Consider the following 17,048-nt stretch of genomic DNA (forward strand, 5'->3'; position numbering starts at 1 on the left):
GAACTTTGTTCCATTAGATAGAACATGTCAAGCCCAAGCAACCCAGACCCGGTGCTGATCAGCGAGGTCGGCCCGCGCGACGGCCTGCAGAGCGTCGGCGCGGTGATGCCCACCGCGGCCAAGCAGCGCTGGCTCGCCGCGCTGCATGCCGCCGGGCTGCGCGAGATCGAGGTCGGCTCCTTCGTGCCGGCCCGGCTGCTGCCGCAGCTGGCCGACACGGCCGAGCTGGTCGCCTACGCCCGCACGCTGCCGGGCCTGAGGGTGCTGGCCCTGGTGCCCAATCTGCGCGGCGCCGAGGCCGCACTGGCCGCCGGCGCGCACAAGATCAGCCTGCCGATCTCGGCCAGCGAGGCCCATTCGCTGGCCAATGTGCGCAAGACCCCGGCCGCGATGGTGGAGGAGCTGCGCGCCATCGCCGCGCTGCGCCGCGAACGCGCGCCGGCGCTGGGCGTCGAGGTCGGCATGTCCACCGCCTTCGGCTGCACCCTGCAGGGCACGGTGGACGAGGACGCGGTGATCCGCCTGGCCCTCGCCTGCGTCGAGGCCGGCGCCGACGAGGTGGGCCTGTCGGACACTGCCGGCATGGCCAATCCGGCCCAGGTGCGGCGCCTGTTCACGCGGCTGCGCGCCGAGCTGGGCGAGCGGGCCGGCGCCGCCCATCTGCACAACACCCGCGGCCTGGGCCTGGCCAACTGCCTGGCGGCCTATGACGTCGGCGTGCGCACCTTCGACGCCTCGCTGGGCGGGCTGGGCGGCTGCCCCTATGCGCCGGGCGCCTCGGGCAATGTGGTGACCGAGGACCTGGTCTTCATGTTCGAGGCGATGGGCGTGCCGACCGGCATCGACATCGACCGCCTGCTGGCCGCCCGCGCGCCGCTGCGCGAGGGGCTGCCCGGCGAGGCGGTCTACGGCATGCTGGCCGAGGCCGGCCTTCCCAAGGGATTCCAAGCATGAGCGACATCAACAACAAGCAAGACCTGCCCCTGGCCGGCATCCGGGTGATCGAGTTCACCCATATGGTGATGGGCCCGACCTGCGGCATGGTGCTGGCCGACCTGGGCGCCGAGGTCATCAAGATCGAGCCGCTGGCCGGCGACAACACGCGCCGCCTGCTGGGCTCGGGCTCCGGCTTCTTCCCGCTGTTCAACCGCAACAAGAAGAGTCTGGCGCTGGACGTCAAGCATCCGCAGGGCCTGGAGATCGTGCTGAAGCTGGTCGCCGGCGCCGACGTGTTCAGCGAGAACTTCAAGGGCGGCGTGATGGAGCGCCTGGGCCTGGGTCATGCCGCGCTGGCGGCGCTGAACCCGCGCCTGATCTATGTCTCGCACAAGGGTTTCCTGCCCGGGCCCTACGAGCACCGCACCGCGCTGGACGAGGTGGTGCAGATGATGGGCGGCCTGGCCTACATGACCGGCCGGCCCGGCGACCCGCTGCGCGCCGGCACCAGCGTCAACGACATCATGGGCGGCATGTTCGGCGCGATCGGCGTGCTGGCCGCGCTGCAGCAGCGCCATGCCACCGGGCGCGGCCAGCAGGTGCAGTCGGCCCTGTTCGAGAACAATGTCTTCCTGGTCGCGCAGCACATGATGCAGTTCGCGGTCACCGGCAAGCCGGCCGCGCCGATGCCGGAGCGCATCTCGGCCTGGGGCATCTACGACGTGTTCACCGTGGCCGGCGGCGAGCAGATCTTCCTGGCCGTGGTCAGCGACACGCAATGGGCGCTGTTCTGCGCGGCCTTCGGCTTCACCGACCTGGCCGGGGACCCGGCGCTGGCCGGCAACAACCAGCGCGTGCAGGCGCGCGCAACCCTGATCCCCGAGCTGCGCCGGCGCCTGGCCGAGCGCCCCGCGGCCGAGATCGCCGCGGTGTTCGAGGCCCAGGGCCTGCCCTTCGCGCCGATCACCCGGCCCGAGCAGCTGCTGGAGGACCCGCATCTGCTGGCCACCGGCGGCCTGGCGCCGATGGCGCTGCCGGATGGCCGCGAGGCGCGCGTGCCGATGCTGCCGCTGAGCCTGGACGGCGAACGCCTGCCGCTGCGCCGCCCGGCGCCGGCTCTCGGTGCGGACGGCGATTCGCTGCTGGCCGAGCTGGGCTATGACGAGGCGGCGATCGCGGCGCTGCGTGCGGAGGGCGTACTGGCCTGAGGCGCACGGGCCTATCGGGCGAGAGGGGACAATCGGAGCCCCTCCCCGCCCGACTTGTCCGATCGCCGCCGTGTTCCCGCCGTCCACCGCCGTCGTTGCCGCCGGCGCCGAAGCGCTTGTTGCTTCCGCCCCGCCGCCCGCGGCCCCTCCTCTGCTTCCTATTCCTTATGCAGACTGGCGCGCCGCGCGTTCCTGGCCGGTGCTGCGCTTTGTCTATGCGATCGGCGGCCTGATCCCGCTGCTCTACCTGCTGGGCGACTGGCTGCTCGCCGAGCCGGCCGCCGCCGCGGTGCTGCCGCTGCGCCTCGCCTACCTGGGCTGCTGGGCGCTGCTGGGCTTGCTGACCTTCAAGCCCGGCCGGCGCCTGCCGCTGCGCCTGTCCTATCCGCTCTACACCCTGGTCGGCGTCGGTTTTGCCTGCCTGATCGACGGCCGGCTGCTGGAGCGGCCCGAATTCATCCTGGCTACCTCGCTGTTCTACCTGATGGGCCTGCTGATCGCCAAGGCGGAGCTGGCCCTGACCCTGCTGTGCGGCGCGATCACGGTGCTGACCTGCGCCCTGGGGCTGAGCGCCCTGGGGCTGGACGCGCAGACGATCGGCCGGGTGGTGTTCTTCCATGCGTTGTGGGCCGGCGTTGCGGGCATCGCGGCCTGGGTGATCCAGCGCCTGAACCGCCAGCTGCATGCGGCGGAGAGCGAGCTGCGCGGCAGCCTGCTGCTAAACCAGCGCCTGCTGGCCGAGACCGACGAGTTGGCCCGCACCGATGCGCTGACCGCGCTGCCGAACCGGCGCCAGTTCTTCCGCGCCGCCGAGGCCGCGCTGGCCGACTGCCGCCGCGACGGCCGGCCGCTGGCCCTGCTGGCGCTGGACCTGGATCACTTCAAACGCATCAACGACCGCGGCGGCCACCAGCTGGGCGACCGCGTGCTGCGCGAGGTGGCGCAACGCTGCCGCGCCGGCCTGCGCGCGCATGAGCTGGCGGCCCGCATCGGCGGCGAGGAGTTCGCGCTGCTGCTGCCCGGCAGCACCCTGGCCCAGGCCGCAGCGCTGGCCGAATGGCTGCGCCACGGCATCGCCACGCTGGAGCTGCCGGTCGCCGTCACCGTCAGCATCGGCTGCGCCGAGCTGACGCCGGAGATGCCGACGGTGGATGCGCTGCTGGCCCGCGCCGACGAGGCGCTATACGCGGCCAAGGAGGCGGGGCGCAACCGGGTCAGCGCGGGCAGGCGCCTGCCCGCACGCTAGCCGCGGGACGAACGGGACTTCGCGCGGGGCGGATCGGCGCGCGGCCGCCGGGCGCGGTGGTATGTTCGCGCGATGCCCCAAGCCCCCTCCGCCACGCCCCATGTCGCGCCCTCGCGCCGCGGCCTGTGGCTGGCCTATGCAGGCCTGCTGGCGGCCGTCGCGACCTTGCTGGGCCTGTCCGAGCTGCAGCATTACCTGGCGCTGGGCGGCCGCCATCCCTGGGAGCCGCTGCTGTGGGAGGGCAGCTCCGTCTTGTGCATGGGGCTGCTGGGCATCGCGGTCTACCGCTGGCATGGCCGGGTGTTGCATGCCGGCGGGTCCTGGCCGCGCCTGCTGGCCCTGCATGGCCTGGGGGCCCTGCTGTTCTCGCTGGTCCATGTGGGCGGCATGTTCGGCTTGCGCTTCGCGGTCTATGCGCTGGCCGGGCTGGACTACCGGCCCGGCGGGCCGCTGGAGGTGCTGGCCTACGAGACCGGCAAGGACCTGGTCAGCTACACGATGATGGTGGCGGTCTGCCATGGCCTGCGCCTCTTCTTCGCCGAGCAACAGCGCCGCCAGGAGCTGGATGCCCTGCGCGCCGAGCTGGCCGAAACGCGGCTGGCGCGCCTAGCCGAGCAGGTGCAGCCGCATTTCCTGTTCAACACGCTGAACCTGATCTCCGCGGTGATGCACGAGGATGTCGAGCGCGCCGACCGCATCCTCTGCGAGCTGGCCACCCTGCTGCGCCAGGCGCTGGCAGCCGAGGCCGCGGGCAGCCACAGCCTGGAGCAGGAGCTGGCCCTGGTCGCGCCCTATCTGTCCATCATGCAGGCGCGCTTCGGCGAGCGGCTGACGGTCGCGATCGAGGTGAGCGAGGAGGCGCGGCGCTGCACGGTGCCGGCCCTGCTGCTGCTGTCGCCGGTGGAGAACGCGATCAAGCATGACGTGGCACGCAACAAGGGCCCGGTGCGGGTGGCGCTGCGGGGCCAGGTCTTGCACGGGCGGCTGGACCTGGCGATCAGCAACAGCGGCAGCGCGCCGCAGCGGCTGGAGCGCGAGGGCGCGCTGGGCCTGGCCAATATGCGCGAGCGCCTGGCCCGGCTCTACGGCGATGCGGCGCGGCTGGAGTTCGGCGCGGCCGGTGCCGCCGGCGGCAGCCTGCTGAGCCTGAGCCTGCCGGCGCAGCGGGATGCGGCCGCATGACGATGATGATGCGGCTGATGATCGTCGACGACGAGCCACCGGCGCGCGCCCGGCTGCGCCGCCTGCTGGCGGGCCTGCCCGGGGTCGCGCTGGTGGCCGAGGCCGGCGATGCCGACGAGGCGCTGGCCCTGGCCGCCGCGCAGCGGCCCGACGCCGCGCTGCTGGACATCCAGCTGCCCGGCACGCTGAACGGGCTGGAACTGGCCGCGGCCCTGCCCGAGGGCATGGCCTGCGCCTTCAGCACCGCCTTCGACGCCCATGCGCTGCGCGCCTTCGAGCTCAATGCGGTGGACTATCTGCTCAAGCCCTATACCGGCGAACGCCTGGCCGAGACCCTGGCGCGGCTGCGTCAGCGCCTGCAGGCGGCGGCGGCGCCACAGCCCCGCAGCACGCTGAGCAGCAGCCTGGCCCAGGCCCAGCCGCTGGCCGGCCATTGGCTGGTGCCGCGGCGCGGCGGCGGGCTGCAGCGCGTCGCGCTGGCCGAGGTGGCCTGGGTCGCGGCGGCCGACAACTACATCGAGCTGCATGCGCCGCCGGCCTGCCATCTGGACCGGCGCACGCTGGCCGAGTTCCTGGCCCATCCGGCCAGCGCCGGCCGCTTCCTGCGCATCCATCGCAGCCATGCGGTGAACCGCGACTTCATCCAGGCGCTGGCACCGCTGGCGCGCGGCGAGGCGCTCGTGACCCTGGCCGGCGGCACGCAGCTGCGCGTCTCGCGCGGCTACCGCGAGGCCCTGCTGCTGCGAGGCTGAGAAAGAGTCGGGCGCCGACTCGCCCCGGGCCGCGACGCATCCGCCCCGCCGTGCTTGGCCCTCGCGGCCGCAGCGCCCAGCATGCCGGGCATGAACCACCCTCGCCTCGAACATCCGCCCGCCGGGCGCTTCTTCTTTCTCGACTGGCTGCGCATCCTGGCCTTCGGCCTGCTCGTGCCCTATCACGTCGGCATGTACTACGTCGGCTGGGACTGGCATGTGAAGAGCCCGCATGCCGGGCCGGCGTTGGAGCCGTTGATGCTGCTGTCCGGGCCCTGGCGGCTGTCGCTGCTGTTCTTCATCGCCGGCGTCGCGACCCAGGCCCTGCTGCGCCGCGCGCCGGGCCCGCAGCACGCTTCTTCTCCTTCCTCCTCCTTCATCGCGCAGCGTTCGCGGCGCCTGCTCTGGCCGCTGTTGTTCGGCATGCTGGTGATCGTGCCGCCGCAGTCCTACTACGAGGTGGTGACCAAGGTGGCCTATGCCGGCGGCTATCTCGACTTCATGGGCTTGTACCTGCGGGCCTACCGGGGCTTCTGCCTCAACGGCGAATGCCTGACCCTGCCGACCTGGAACCATCTCTGGTTCCTGCCCTATCTCTGGGCCTACGGCCTGATCGGCTGGGCGCTGGCGCGCCGCGCGCCGCGGCTGCTGGACCGGCTGGCCGCGCGGCTGCCGCGGCGGCCCTCGGCCCTGCTGCTGGGCCTGGCCCTGCTGCCGATCGCGGCCAAATGGCTGCTGGCGCCGCGCTTCCCGTCGACCCATGACCTGGTGCACGACTGGTACAACCATGCGCAGTACCTCTACATCTTCCTGCTGGGCCTCTTGATCGCGCGCCGCGCCGACCGGGGCGCCGCCTTGTGGGACGCGATGGCCGGCCTGCGCTGGCGCGCGCTGCTGCTGGCGCTGGCGGGCTGGGCCCTGGCCCTGCTCTACTGGCGCGCCGAGCATGACCTGACCCCCTATGCACCGCTGCTATGGCTGCAGCGCCTGCTGTGGGGCGGCATCGCCTGGTGGGCCATCGTCGCGGCCTGCGGCTTCGCGCGGCGCTGGCTGGATGTCGACGGCCCCTGGCGCGCGCGCCTGTCGGCCGCGGTGTTCTGTCTCTACATCCTGCACCAGACCCTGATCGTGCTGTGGAGCCAGGCCCTGGCGCCGCTGGCGCTGCCGCCCCTGCTCGAAGGCCCGCTGCTGGTGCTGCTGACCCTGGCCGCCGGCCTGGCGATCTACCTGCCGGCGCGCCGCATCCCCTGGCTGGCCCCGGCGCTGGGCATCACGCGCGGCGCCACCACCAAGCCCCTGCCACGGCGGGACGAGGCGGCAGCGGCGACAATGACGGACTCCCCCCATCAAGCATCAAGCCAGACATGAAGTACCTGCACACCATGGTCCGCGTCGAGAACCTCGACGCCTCGCTAAAGTTCTACCGCGATGCGCTGGGCCTGGTCGAGGTGCGCCGCAGCGAGCATGAGGCCGGCCGCTTCACCCTCGTCTACCTGGCCGCGCCCGGCGACGAGGCCGGCAAGTACCAGCCCCAGGTCGAGCTGACCTACAACTGGCCCGATGCCGACGGCAAGGGCGAGGCCTACGGCGGCGGCCGCAACTTCGGCCATCTGGCCTTCGCGGTGCCGGACATCTATGCCGCCTGCCAGCGCCTGGCCGACCATGGCGTGACCATCCTGCGTCCGCCGCGCGACGGCCGCATGGCCTTCGTGCGCTCGCCCGACCAGATCTCGGTCGAGCTGCTGCAGGACGGCCCCGCGCTGGCCCCGGCCGAGCCCTGGGCCTCGATGCCCAACACGGGCAGCTGGTAAGCGCGAGCGAGCCCGGCTGGGCTCGCTCGCTCAGTCCAGGCCGTGTGCGACCATGATCTGCTTGAGCGTACCGTCGCGCCGCATCGCGGCCAGGGCCTTGTCGAACTCGGCGATGCGCGCCGCATAGGGCGACTGCTTGCCGATCAGCAGGCGTGAGCTGGTGCGCTCCAGCACCGGCCCGACCGGGATGAACTGATCCTCCAGCCCGCGCCGGCGCAGCGCCGGCAGCAGCAGGCGCTCGCCCTCCACCAGCACCATCTCGGGCTGCAGCGCCGCCATGCGCACCGCGTCGTCCAGGCTGCGCAGCCAGCGCACCGAATCGGCCGGCAGCCGCGCCTTCAGCCAGCCATTGCCCAGGTAGCTGACGACCCGGTATTTCTGCAGCTCGCCGATGCGCTGCACGCCGGTCAGTTCGGCCAGCCGCGGGTTGCTCTTGTGCACATAGATGCGCGTGTCGTTCTCCAGCACATCCTCCTGGCCCGCCACCGCATAGCCCAGGCGCTCCGGATTGACCGCGGTGATCATGCCGTCCGCCCGGCCGGTGCGCACCATCAGCTGCGCGCGCGCCCAGGGATAGCCGGCATGCTCCACCGGCGGCAACTGCAGCCGGCGCCCCAGCTCGTCCGCCACCGCAACCCAGGCACCGCGCATCGGCGGCGGCTGTTGCGGCAACCGATGCTGCGGCTCGCGATCCTGATAGGCGATCGGCGGCATCGCGTCGGGATAGGCCATGCGCAGGGGTGGCAATGACGGCGCCGCGGATTGCTCGACGGCTTGCGCCGCGCCGGGCGAGAGGAGGAGAAAGAGAAAAGCTGACAGCGCAGGCCCGAGCATCCAGGCCATTGCGCGGCCGCTCGTCAAGGCTCGCTGTCGCTCCAGCCGCCGCCGTTGTCCCAACATCACCATTACCACCACCCGCCGCTCCTTGTCCGTTGCTGGACTCCCTCGTGGTCGCGGGTCGCGTGCTATTCACTTGTTCTCTTTTTCTGTCCGCGGCCCGTCGGCCGGATTCTTTGTCCGGCTCATGGGCAACGATTGGAAAAGCCGCGCATGACAATTGTCAATCGCAGCGAGGACAAGCGGGGGCCAGGTGTTGAGTAGTACCGGGCTCGGGGCGGGATGATGGACCGATGAAGGATGGTGGAGGCAACGCCGATCGACAAGCGCGGCGGGGGGCTGTCTGAATTTCTGTGTTCGAGGCTCGGTGTAGGGCTCGCCGATTCAGACGAGCCCGCGCCGCATATTACGCGGCAGGTCAGGTAAATCGCTCGCCGTAGGCGATGGCGAATTGGTTCATGGCCTCCTTCCATTCCTTGGCCGCGCGGCCCCAGTCGGCCGTGATATTGCGCAGCGCCAGCCACAGGAGCTTGGTAGCGGCATCGTCACTGGGGAAGTGGCCGCGCGTCTTGATGATCTTGCGCAGCCGACTGTGGATGCTCTCGATGGCGTTGGTCGTGTAGATCACGCGCCGCACGGCTGGGCTGAAGGCGAAGAACGGGATGACCCGATCCCAGGCCCGGCGCCAGGTGGCCGTCACGGTCGGGAACTTCTGGCCCCAGGCGCTCGCCTCGAAGGCATCGAGTTCGGCCTGGGCCGCGTCAGCACTGGACGCCGTGTAGATTGGCTTCAAGGCCGCCGCCAGGGCCTTGCGGTCCTTCCAGCTCGCGAAGTCCAGGCTGTTGCGGATCAGGTGCACGATGCAGGTCTGCAGCGTCGTGGCTGGGAACACGGCAGCGAGCGCCTCGGGGATGCCCTTGAGCCCATCGGTGACGGCAATCAGGATGTCGGCGACTCCTCGGGTCTTCAGATCGTTGAAGACCTTCATCCAGAACTTCGCGCCCTCGGTGTTCTCGATCCACAGGCCCAGGATGTCGCGCGTGCCATCGGGCAGCACGCCCAGGGCCAGGTAGATAGCCTTGTTGCGCACCACCGCATCCTCGCGAATCTTCACGCGCAGAGCGTCGAAGAACACCACCGGATACATCGGCTCCAGCGGCCGGCTCTGCCAGGCCGAGACCTCGGTCATCACGGCATCCGTCACGGAGCTGATGAACTCGGGGCTGACCTCGGTGCCGTACTGCTCGGCCAGGAAGCCCTGAATCTCGCGCACCGTCATGCCACGCGCGTACATGGCCACGATCTTGTCGTCGAAGCCGGTGAAGCGCCGCTCGTGCTTGGGGATAAGGATGGGTTCGAACGAGCCGGCGCGGTCGCGCGGCACCTCGATGCGCAACGGACCGTCCTCGGTCAAGACCGTCTTGGCGGACTTGCCGTTGCGCTGGTTGCCGGCCTCCTCCGGCTTGGCCGTGCCGGGCGGATAGCCCAAGTGGTGCGACAGCTCCGCGCCCAACGCGCGCTCGATCAGCGCCTTCTTCAGCGCCATGGTCGTGGCGTTGATCTGCTCGGCCGTCATCGGCGTCGAGCCGCCGGTCAGCTGCTCAATGAGTTCCTTGGGGATCGACGGCAGCGCCGTCATGCCGGCTCCCGCCGGCTTCTTCTTGGTTGGCATAGATGCTCCTGGTCGTCATGCTATGCCTCGCACACAAAAATCCTGACAGGCTCGCGCGGCGGCGGCGCAGGCCGCACGGCCACGCGCCAGCCCCCACTTACTGCGGCTGCGCCTTCCTATTAATCTTCTTCGCGATGCCGAGCTTGCACTGCTGTTGCGGCAGCGGCTTCATGCCCAGCGCCTCTTCCCAGGCCTGCATCGTGCAATTGCTGACCCAGGCGGTGCCTGTTGGGCTTGCTCCACCGATCGCGTCGCGCTTCTCCGGCAAGGGCCGGCGGTTCGCTTCGGGCTGGCGGCGCTTGAAGAACAGCGCGGTCGCTCGCTTGAAGTTGTCCAGGATCTGCGCCGATGTCGGCACGGTGCGGCGGCGCCGCTGCTCAAAACCCAAAGCCGGCAGCTCCGCCACCGTCGTCGTCATCGCTACTTCGAACATCCTGCTACTGTCATCCATGACCCGAAGCATCGGTCATCGCGCAGCGCCCGGCAATCCCGCCTCGGTGGGCACCCGATGGGAGGACATAGCAAAACGACATAGGACAGAGACGACAAGTGATAAGGCGGCTGAGTGAGGTGCCAACCATGGCTGCCTCAAACCGCCAGGCACCAACCAAAGTCACTAGCAAGAGTGCTCGACCAGTACTTAACTGCTCTTCACCAGTCCGACCAATGGACAGCCTCGACCAGCTACCTCCATGCCCGGCCCTCTTGGAACCGAAACCAACAGTCCGCAGATTGACAAGGGCACTTTGTGCCTTCATCGATCACCAACGCCTGGGACGCTATGCGCAACCAATCTCGAGAGCCGGCCGCCTGCTCTTGATCCGCAAGCGCGGAAGTTGGCCGCGATTGCCTATGGCGAGGCGTCCACATCGAATGTCTCCGACGAGATCGGTGGTATTGCATTCGCGGTTGCCAATCGCTGCAGGGCATGGGGCGGCAAGACCGTCGACGAGTTGCTGGCGGCCGACCCGAACTACACCTATGCAGTGAAGGACGGCAACGTTCGCTATGGAAAACTAATGACCGCCTCCGAGGCGCAAATCGAAGCCGATCCCGGCATGCGACTTGCTCGTCAGTGGGCGCAAACTGCACTGGCCGGTCGCGGGCCAGACCCCGCAAGAGGGGCCTTCTGGTGGGACGGCAAAGACTTCAAGACCAATCACAAGAATCATCCCAAGGTCAAAGAGGGTTTCCGCTTTGGCGATCCGTCTCACAACATCTTTGACGTACCAGAACCCGTCAATGCCGAGGTCATCACCTATTGGACAGCCAAGAAGAACGGAACGCTCGTCAACACCAAGGAGCGCGGCCGATACACTGCGGTCTGGGTGTCCACCGCCGCGCACGGATCGACCATCTTCTGGACACACCCACCCGAGTACCTAGAGGCAACCGGGGGCAAGCCCTACCGCTGAAGGCGATCATGAAAGCATGCTCTCCGCTGGCGCTGCCAGCGCTGTTGATGGCCATCAGCACATGGGCATCCGCTCAGACGCTCACGGCAACGCCAATCAACGCAGTCGACCACACCGCTCCGGCCTTCGGCGCCAGAGTCTTCGACGGGTACGACAGTTTCTATCAAGCCCTCGGGCCCACGCTTTTTGCTGCCACTGACGAGCGCGCCCGCGTCGAGTACGGCATCGGTCAGCCGGCCGGGGACTTTTGGAAGTGGCCATCGAACAAGAAGATTAACCGCCCGCATGTCATGGAACTGCGCGGCGCAGATCTGCTGATCAATGGGCGACACCTACCTGCGATCAAGGCCAAGCGTTTCGATGGCGAGCACCTGGCCCCCGCGCTCGGGCGCGACGCTACCGTGTATGCGAACGATCGATATGTCTGCGTCCAAGGCATCTCGCCCGGCGCGAGTGGTACGGCCGTGCGCCACATCCGCGTCACGCTGGTCACCAACCCCTACCAGCCAAACGCCAAGCGCTTCGAGCTTCCAAGCTTGTTCGCCAGTTGCCTGGGACTCTTCGACGGGAGCGGGGGGGCCGTGCTGTTTTACAGCAGCAGCTACCGCTGGCCAGAAAACGCCGAGGCCCCCCAGGGCGTATCGCTCCAGGAGCAGATACTCACCACGAACGGCTCATTCAAACCAACCGGCCGGACGATCCGGACGACGTTTGTTGAAGCAGGCAACGTGTATCGCTTCACCAGCCCTTGAGGCGGATCAATTGGGTCGCAGCGACCAGTGGCCGGGTGATGTGCTGAAGATCAAGCGCGAGGACTTGCGCGACGGCGCACTGTGGATCGTGCAGAACAAGACCAAGGCCAAGCGCGCCATCGAGCTGGCCGCGCTGATCGAGCGCATCAACGCCAGGCCGCGCGAGCGCCTCAGCGCCTGGCTGATTCAGGACGATGACGGCAAGCCGCTGGGCACCTTCGGCCTGCGCTCACGCTTCGACAAGGCGCGGCGCGCGGCCGGCGTAGAGTTTCAGTTTCGGGACATCCAGGCTAAGGCCGCGACCAACACGGGCGATTTGGCGCACTCGCAGAAGCTGTTGGGCCATCGCAATCGGGAAATGACCGAGCATTACGAGCGGGCGCGAGTCGGCGAACGAGTGCAGCCGCTCAGGTAGGCGATTTCGCTTCAGGAGGAGCTATTGCAACGGGTGGAGCAACTGCTGGCACAGCAGAAGCCGCAGGGGCAACTGGTTCGATAACCGCAGCAAGTATCCCGGCCGGAGTCCCCTTGGTCGGCTTAGGGCAAACAGAGTGCAGCCCATCCACATGCTCATGCAGGCTCGGGTGAATGTTTGACCACATAGGGTCGAGCAGGAAATCCACGCCTTCGCGCCGCGCCAACTTCGCGGCTGGCACGAAGTCGCTATCGCCTGCAACAAGGATGATCTGATCGACCTGCCGCTTGTATGAGAGCGAGGCGATATCTAAGCCGATCCGCATGTCGACGCCTTTCTGGCGCAGGTCGTAGGCCACGTCCGCATCCGTCAGGTCTGTAACTGCAATCTTCTTCGAGAGCAGTGCCTTTGTTGGCTCGGGCTTCAACGCCCAGCCCCCGGATTCGCCCAAATGACCGAGCCGCAAAGCAACCTTTCGGAGCTTCCGCAGTTCGTCATGAAGCGCGCGACGAAACAGCGCCTCCGATGACTTGGCGAGATCGATCGCCTTGCCCGTTACCGGGTTGTGCAGCTTCTTCTCAAGCGGGGGGCAGTCGTAGAAAAAAATGCGGTACAGCTGCCGTCGTTCGTGCTGCTGTTCCAGATGCTTCAGCGCCATCCAAAAGGCCCGCTTGGCAATCTGCTGGGCGGTGTGCCCTGAGCCGCCAACAAAAACGCTGCGATAGCGCTTAAGGAAAAAAGCGCCGTCAATCAACACTGCCGTTGGCATTGACGCCCCTTCAAAACGCAGACACAAAAAACCCCCGGGATCGGCGTGACTTGGATTGAGTAGTCACGCGTACTGCCGAGGGCTTGATAGAGCCGAAATTTAGCAAACGCTAAACATTGACGCAAGTTGCGAACGCTATTTTTGTAGATGCAAAGCCCGAATTGTAGAAAAGCCCCGGACAGTCAAACTGCGCGGGGCTCTCTGTAAGTGCTTGTGGGCACTTGGGAATTCTGGTGGCCAAGGGCGGAATCGAACCACCGACACGCGGATTTTCAATCCGCTGCTCTACCAACTGAGCTACTTGGCCTTTTGTTTTTTCTTCTTATGCTGGTCTGCGGTTGTTGCCGTCGATCAGCGAAGACCGCGACTATAGCACAAGATTCAGAGTCCGCCACCCCGTTTGTTGCGCGTCAGATCCACACCGAGCTGCTTGAGCTTGCGGTACAGGTGGGTGCGCTCCAGGCCGGTCTTCTCGGCCACGCGGGTCATCGAGCCGCTTTCCTTGGCGAGGTGGAACTCGAAGTAGCTTTTCTCGAAGGCGTCGCGCGCCTCGCGCAGCGGGCGGTCGAGCTCGAACATCTGCTCGGAGGCCAGGCCGCTCGCGGGCAGCACGGTCAGCGGCGGGTTGCTGCTGCTGTTGCCCATGCCGCCGACCACCGCGCCCGGCAGGCCGCCGAGGGTGCCGGACACGCCGACACCGCCGCCATGGTGCAGTGGCTGCAGGCCGCCGACGGCCACGCCGCCGCCATCGACGCGCGCGTAGGCGACGACACCACCGGCCGGCACCATGCCGCCGGTGACCAGGCCGGCGCTCGGGGCCGCGCGCGGCGCGGTCTTGACCAGGGCCTGCTCGACGGCGCGCAGCAGCTTCTGCAGGGTGATCGGCTTTTCCAGGAAGGCGATGGCGCCGAACTTGGTGGCCTCGACGGCGGTGTCGATCGTGCCGTGGCCGCTCATCATGATGACGGGCATCGAGAGCTGGCCGCTGCTGCCCCACTCCTTGAGCAGGGTGATGCCGTCGACATCGGGCATCCAGATGTCGAGCAGCACGAGGTCGGGCCGCATGCGCTCGCGCACCGCGCGGGCCTGCGCGGCGTTTTCGGCGAGCTCGATGGTGTGGCCCTCGTCGGTGAGGATCTCGGACAACAGGGCGCGGATGCCCAGTTCGTCGTCAACTACAAGAATGGTTGCCATGTATGCCTGCTGTTCACGCGGCCCTGTGTGCATTGCCGGCGTCAAGCGGGCCCGGTGCAGTCGCGAGTTTTGAAAATGATAACGAAACTTGGGCGCCTATCGCCGCCCCGCCCTCGTCGCCTTGCAAATGTAGGTTGACCAGACGCACCCGCGCGCCATGCTCGTCGGCGATTTTCTTCACGACGGCGAGCCCCAGACCCGTGCCCTTGCTCTTGGTCGTGACATAGGGCTCAAAAGCGCGTTTCAGCACCTTGTCGGCAAAGCCGGGCCCATTGTCGATCACCTGCAGGCGCAGCCCGCGCAGCTCGCCGGCGTCGTTGAACGCCTTCTGGGTGCGCAGTGTCACCTGGCCGTCTGGCTTGTCGCTGACAGCGTCGAGCGCGTTCTGCACCAGGTTGTGGATCACCTGGCGCAGCTGGGTCGGGTCGCCCTGGATGGCCGGCGGGTCGGCGGCCAGCTCGGCATGCAGCCGGCCGGACTCCTGCGCCTCGGCATAGAGCAGCAGCACCTCGCTGGCCAGGGCGTTCAGGTCCAGCGCCTTCAGCTGGGCCGAGGGCAGGCGGGCATAGTCGCGGAACTCGTTGACCAGCTGCTTCATCGCCTGCACCTGGTTGACGATGGTGCCGACCGAGCGCACCAGCATCGCCTGATCGGCGCCCTCCAGCTTGGCCTCCAGCTTGTGCTGCAGGCGCTCGGCCGAGAGCTGGATCGGCGTCAGCGGGTTCTTGATCTCATGCGCCAGGCGGCGCGCCACCTCGCTCCAGGCGGCCGAGCGCTGGGCCGAGACCACCTCGGAAATGTCGTCGAACACCAGCAGGCGGGCGTCCGGCGGCAGCTGCGCGCCGCGCACCAGCAGGGTCAGCGTGTCCTGGCCGTCCTCCAGCTGCAGCTCGAAGGCGTCCTGCCAGGTGCCGCGCTCGCCGGCCTCGGGGCTGTCGCCCAGCTGCTCGAAGCGCTGCGCCACCGACTGCGCGAAGCCCTGCAGCGGCGCCAGTTCCTCGAGCCGGCGGCCGCGGTAGGCCGACAGCGGCAGGCGCAGGATGCGGGTGGCGCCGGGGTTGACGGTCTCGATCAGGCCGCGGGCGTCGAACACGATCACGCCGGCGGTCAGGTTGTCCAGGATGGTCTGCAGATTGCTGCGCGCGTCCTCCAGCTGGGCCACGCTGCGCTCCACCTGCACGCGCGCGTCGGCCAGCTGGTCGGTCATGTCGGCGAAGCTGCGGGTCAGGCCGCCCAGCTCGTCGCGTGAGGCCAGCACCGGCTTGGCCGAGAGGTCGCCCTTGGCCACCTGGCGCATGCCGTCGGCCAGCAGCAGCAGCGGGCGCGCCAGTTGGTTGCCTAGGATGACGGCCAGCAGCAGCGCCGCGAACACCGCCAGGATCAGCACCAGGGTCAGGGTGCCCAGGTACATGCGGCGCAGGCCGTCGCGCTCCAGCGCGCGCTGCTGGTATTCGCTGCTGGCGGTCTGCACCGCCAGCGCATTGGTCAGCACCTGGCCCGGCACGCGCTGCACCACCATCAGGTAGCGGTCGCCGCTGCCCAGACTCATGTCGCTGGCGGGCAGGCGCGCCAGCGCGCGGATGCGGGCCTGGCCCTGCAGCGCCAGCGCCTCATCCTCCAGCCCCTCCAGCTGGCTCATCACGCCGGCGGTGCGGGCCTGGCGCAGCAAGGTGGCGCTGGGCCGGTCCGGCGTCAGCGCGCTGGTGTCGCCGCCCACCGCCATCAGGATCTGGCCGCCGCTGCCCACCAGGGCCACGGTGCGCACCGCCATCTGCTCGCGCAGCCGCTCCAGCGCCAGCAGCTGCACCGGCTGCCCGGCGCTGGATTCGGCCAGGCGGTCGGCCGCGTCGCGCGTCTTCAGCGACAGCTCGTTGACCAGGCCGTCCAGGGTGCCGCGACCCAGGTTCAGGCCGGCGTCCAGCGCGCTCGCCAGGCGCACGTCGAACCAGCTGTCGATGCTGCGGTTCACGAACTGGTAGGACACGGTGTAGATCAGCAGCCCCGGCACCACGCCGACCAGCGCGAAGATGCCGGCCAGCTTCAGCAGCAGCTTGCTGCCGAACTTGGCTCGCCGCACCCGCAGCAGCAGGCGCACCGCGGCGATGCCGATCACCAGCACCAGCGCCGCGGCCACCGCGGCATTGAGCCAGAACAGCCAGACGTAATGGCGCTCGAAGAAGCCGCGCGGCGTGGTGGCGCCGATCGACAGCAGGAAGGCCAGCACGCCGCAGGCGCCGGTCACGGCTACCAGCGAGACCAGCCAGGCCCAGCGCGCGGCACGGGTCATGGTTTGCTCGTCAGATCCGCGTTCAGGCTCAGCGTGCGTTCAACGCCCAGCGCCCAGCCCTGCGGCGAGCCCAGGCCGATCTGCATCGGACGCGGCAGCTGGCTGGTGTCGAGCCGGAAGCTGAACTCCAGGTAGTACTTGCCGTCCTCCTCCAGCTCCTTGGCCTCGGCCAGGCGCCAGCCGGCGATGCCGCGCAGCGAGGCCAGCGCCTCGGGCAGGCTGGCGTAGCTCTGGTGCAGGCCGCCGGTGGAGACCCGGTACTGGCGCGTCAGCGGCTGCCAGGCCAGGCGCCAGTTGCGCGACACGCGGGCGACGCGGGCGTCGCGCCAGTACCAGCGCGAGCGCAGCAGCGAGGCCTCGGCCGCGAAATAGATCGGCACGCCCTTCAGCAGCGCATCCTCGACCACGCGCGGCAGCTCGAAGCGGGTGCCGAAGTTCAGCACCAGCGCCTCCTCCTGCCGCTCGGTGCTCAGCTGGGTCAGCTCCACCCCTTCGGCATGCGCCGCCACGCCCGGCAGCAGGGCCAGGAGCAGCAGCAGGATGGGGAGGACGCGCGACAGCAGCAGCAAGGG

General features: G+C 68.7%; 17 protein-coding genes and 1 tRNA gene. 10 read left to right on the forward strand and 8 right to left on the reverse strand.

Features of this window, described 5'->3' with window-relative positions; translation table 11 throughout:
* The first annotated feature begins 24 nt into the window (after positions 1–24).
* The 7 genes from G8A07_RS25195 (at position 25) to G8A07_RS25225 (ending at position 7,135) form a co-directional block, all read left to right on the forward strand.
* Complete coding sequence (locus G8A07_RS25195; RefSeq protein ID WP_195794649.1) at positions 25–954, forward strand: hydroxymethylglutaryl-CoA lyase; 930 nt, start codon at positions 25–27, stop codon at positions 952–954.
* Complete coding sequence (locus G8A07_RS25200) at positions 951–2,144, forward strand: CaiB/BaiF CoA-transferase family protein (protein ID WP_195794650.1); 1,194 nt, start codon at positions 951–953, stop codon at positions 2,142–2,144. The genes G8A07_RS25195 and G8A07_RS25200 overlap by 4 nt, the downstream gene beginning before the upstream one ends.
* A gap of 199 nt (positions 2,145–2,343) precedes the next feature.
* Positions 2,344–3,390, forward strand: a complete 1,047-nt coding sequence (locus tag G8A07_RS25205; RefSeq protein ID WP_195794651.1) for a GGDEF domain-containing protein — start codon at positions 2,344–2,346, stop codon at positions 3,388–3,390.
* 72 nt (positions 3,391–3,462) lie between these two features.
* On the forward strand, positions 3,463–4,572 hold the full coding sequence (locus G8A07_RS25210) for a sensor histidine kinase (protein ID WP_195794652.1): 1,110 nt from the start codon (positions 3,463–3,465) through the stop codon (positions 4,570–4,572).
* Positions 4,569–5,324, forward strand: a complete 756-nt coding sequence (locus tag G8A07_RS25215; protein WP_195794653.1) for a LytTR family DNA-binding domain-containing protein — start codon at positions 4,569–4,571, stop codon at positions 5,322–5,324. Before G8A07_RS25210 ends, G8A07_RS25215 begins: the two co-directional genes overlap by 4 nt.
* Before the next feature lie 90 nt (positions 5,325–5,414).
* Complete coding sequence (locus G8A07_RS25220; RefSeq protein WP_195794654.1) at positions 5,415–6,692, forward strand: acyltransferase; 1,278 nt, start codon at positions 5,415–5,417, stop codon at positions 6,690–6,692.
* Positions 6,689–7,135, forward strand: coding sequence for a VOC family protein (locus tag G8A07_RS25225; protein ID WP_195794655.1), 447 nt, complete (start codon positions 6,689–6,691; stop codon positions 7,133–7,135). Before G8A07_RS25220 ends, G8A07_RS25225 begins: the two co-directional genes overlap by 4 nt.
* 30 nt (positions 7,136–7,165) lie before the next feature.
* Here G8A07_RS25225 and G8A07_RS25230 read toward each other — a convergent pair whose 3' ends face one another.
* From G8A07_RS25230 to G8A07_RS25240, 3 genes are all read right to left on the reverse strand, one after another.
* Positions 7,166–7,867 (reverse strand): ABC transporter substrate-binding protein, encoded by a 702-nt coding sequence (locus G8A07_RS25230; protein WP_195794656.1) that lies wholly within the window; start codon positions 7,865–7,867, stop codon positions 7,166–7,168.
* Between the two features lie 523 nt (positions 7,868–8,390).
* Positions 8,391–9,644 carry an IS256 family transposase gene (locus tag G8A07_RS25235; protein ID WP_195792716.1) on the reverse strand — a complete coding sequence of 418 codons (1,254 nt, stop codon included), beginning with the start codon at positions 9,642–9,644 and terminating at the stop codon, positions 8,391–8,393.
* A gap of 97 nt (positions 9,645–9,741) precedes the next feature.
* Entirely contained in the window at positions 9,742–10,107 is a 366-nt protein-coding gene (locus G8A07_RS25240; protein WP_195794657.1) for a hypothetical protein, read from the reverse strand.
* A 373-nt stretch (positions 10,108–10,480) separates the two neighbouring features.
* Between G8A07_RS25240 and G8A07_RS25245 the strand changes: the two genes are divergently transcribed.
* From G8A07_RS25245 to G8A07_RS28020, 3 genes are read left to right on the forward strand one after another with little or no spacing between them, the layout of a single operon-like run.
* Positions 10,481–11,059: a hypothetical protein gene (locus tag G8A07_RS25245; protein ID WP_195794658.1), complete on the forward strand. Its 579-nt coding sequence runs from the start codon at positions 10,481–10,483 to the stop codon at positions 11,057–11,059.
* Between the two features lie 8 nt (positions 11,060–11,067).
* The gene (locus G8A07_RS28015) at positions 11,068–11,811 is read left to right on the forward strand and encodes a hypothetical protein (RefSeq protein WP_249937138.1); all 744 of its coding nucleotides are present in this window, start codon (positions 11,068–11,070) and stop codon (positions 11,809–11,811) included.
* Between the two features lie 10 nt (positions 11,812–11,821).
* Entirely contained in the window at positions 11,822–12,226 is a 405-nt protein-coding gene (locus tag G8A07_RS28020; RefSeq protein ID WP_249937139.1) for a tyrosine-type recombinase/integrase, read from the forward strand.
* Here the strand turns inward: G8A07_RS28020 and G8A07_RS25255 are convergent.
* The 5 genes from G8A07_RS25255 to G8A07_RS25275 form a co-directional block, all read right to left on the reverse strand.
* Positions 12,219–12,995, reverse strand: coding sequence for an NYN domain-containing protein (locus tag G8A07_RS25255; RefSeq protein ID WP_195794659.1), 777 nt, complete (start codon positions 12,993–12,995; stop codon positions 12,219–12,221). The two genes, G8A07_RS28020 and G8A07_RS25255, sit on opposite strands and share 8 nt — an antisense overlap.
* A gap of 231 nt (positions 12,996–13,226) precedes the next feature.
* Positions 13,227–13,302 (reverse strand) — tRNA-Phe (locus G8A07_RS25260).
* Positions 13,303–13,376: 74 nt separating this feature from the next.
* Entirely contained in the window at positions 13,377–14,189 is an 813-nt protein-coding gene (locus G8A07_RS25265; RefSeq protein WP_195794660.1) for a response regulator, read from the reverse strand.
* A 13-nt stretch (positions 14,190–14,202) separates the two neighbouring features.
* Entirely contained in the window at positions 14,203–16,476 is a 2,274-nt protein-coding gene (locus tag G8A07_RS25270) for an ATP-binding protein (RefSeq protein ID WP_195794661.1), read from the reverse strand.
* Positions 16,473–17,045, reverse strand: a complete 573-nt coding sequence (locus G8A07_RS25275; RefSeq protein WP_249937140.1) for a DUF4390 domain-containing protein — start codon at positions 17,043–17,045, stop codon at positions 16,473–16,475. Before G8A07_RS25275 ends, G8A07_RS25270 begins: the two co-directional genes overlap by 4 nt.
* Positions 17,046–17,048 lie beyond the last annotated feature (3 nt).

Source organism: Roseateles sp. DAIF2 (assembly GCF_015624425.1).
In the GTDB taxonomy this organism is placed as follows: Bacteria; Pseudomonadota; Gammaproteobacteria; order Burkholderiales; family Burkholderiaceae_C; genus Kinneretia.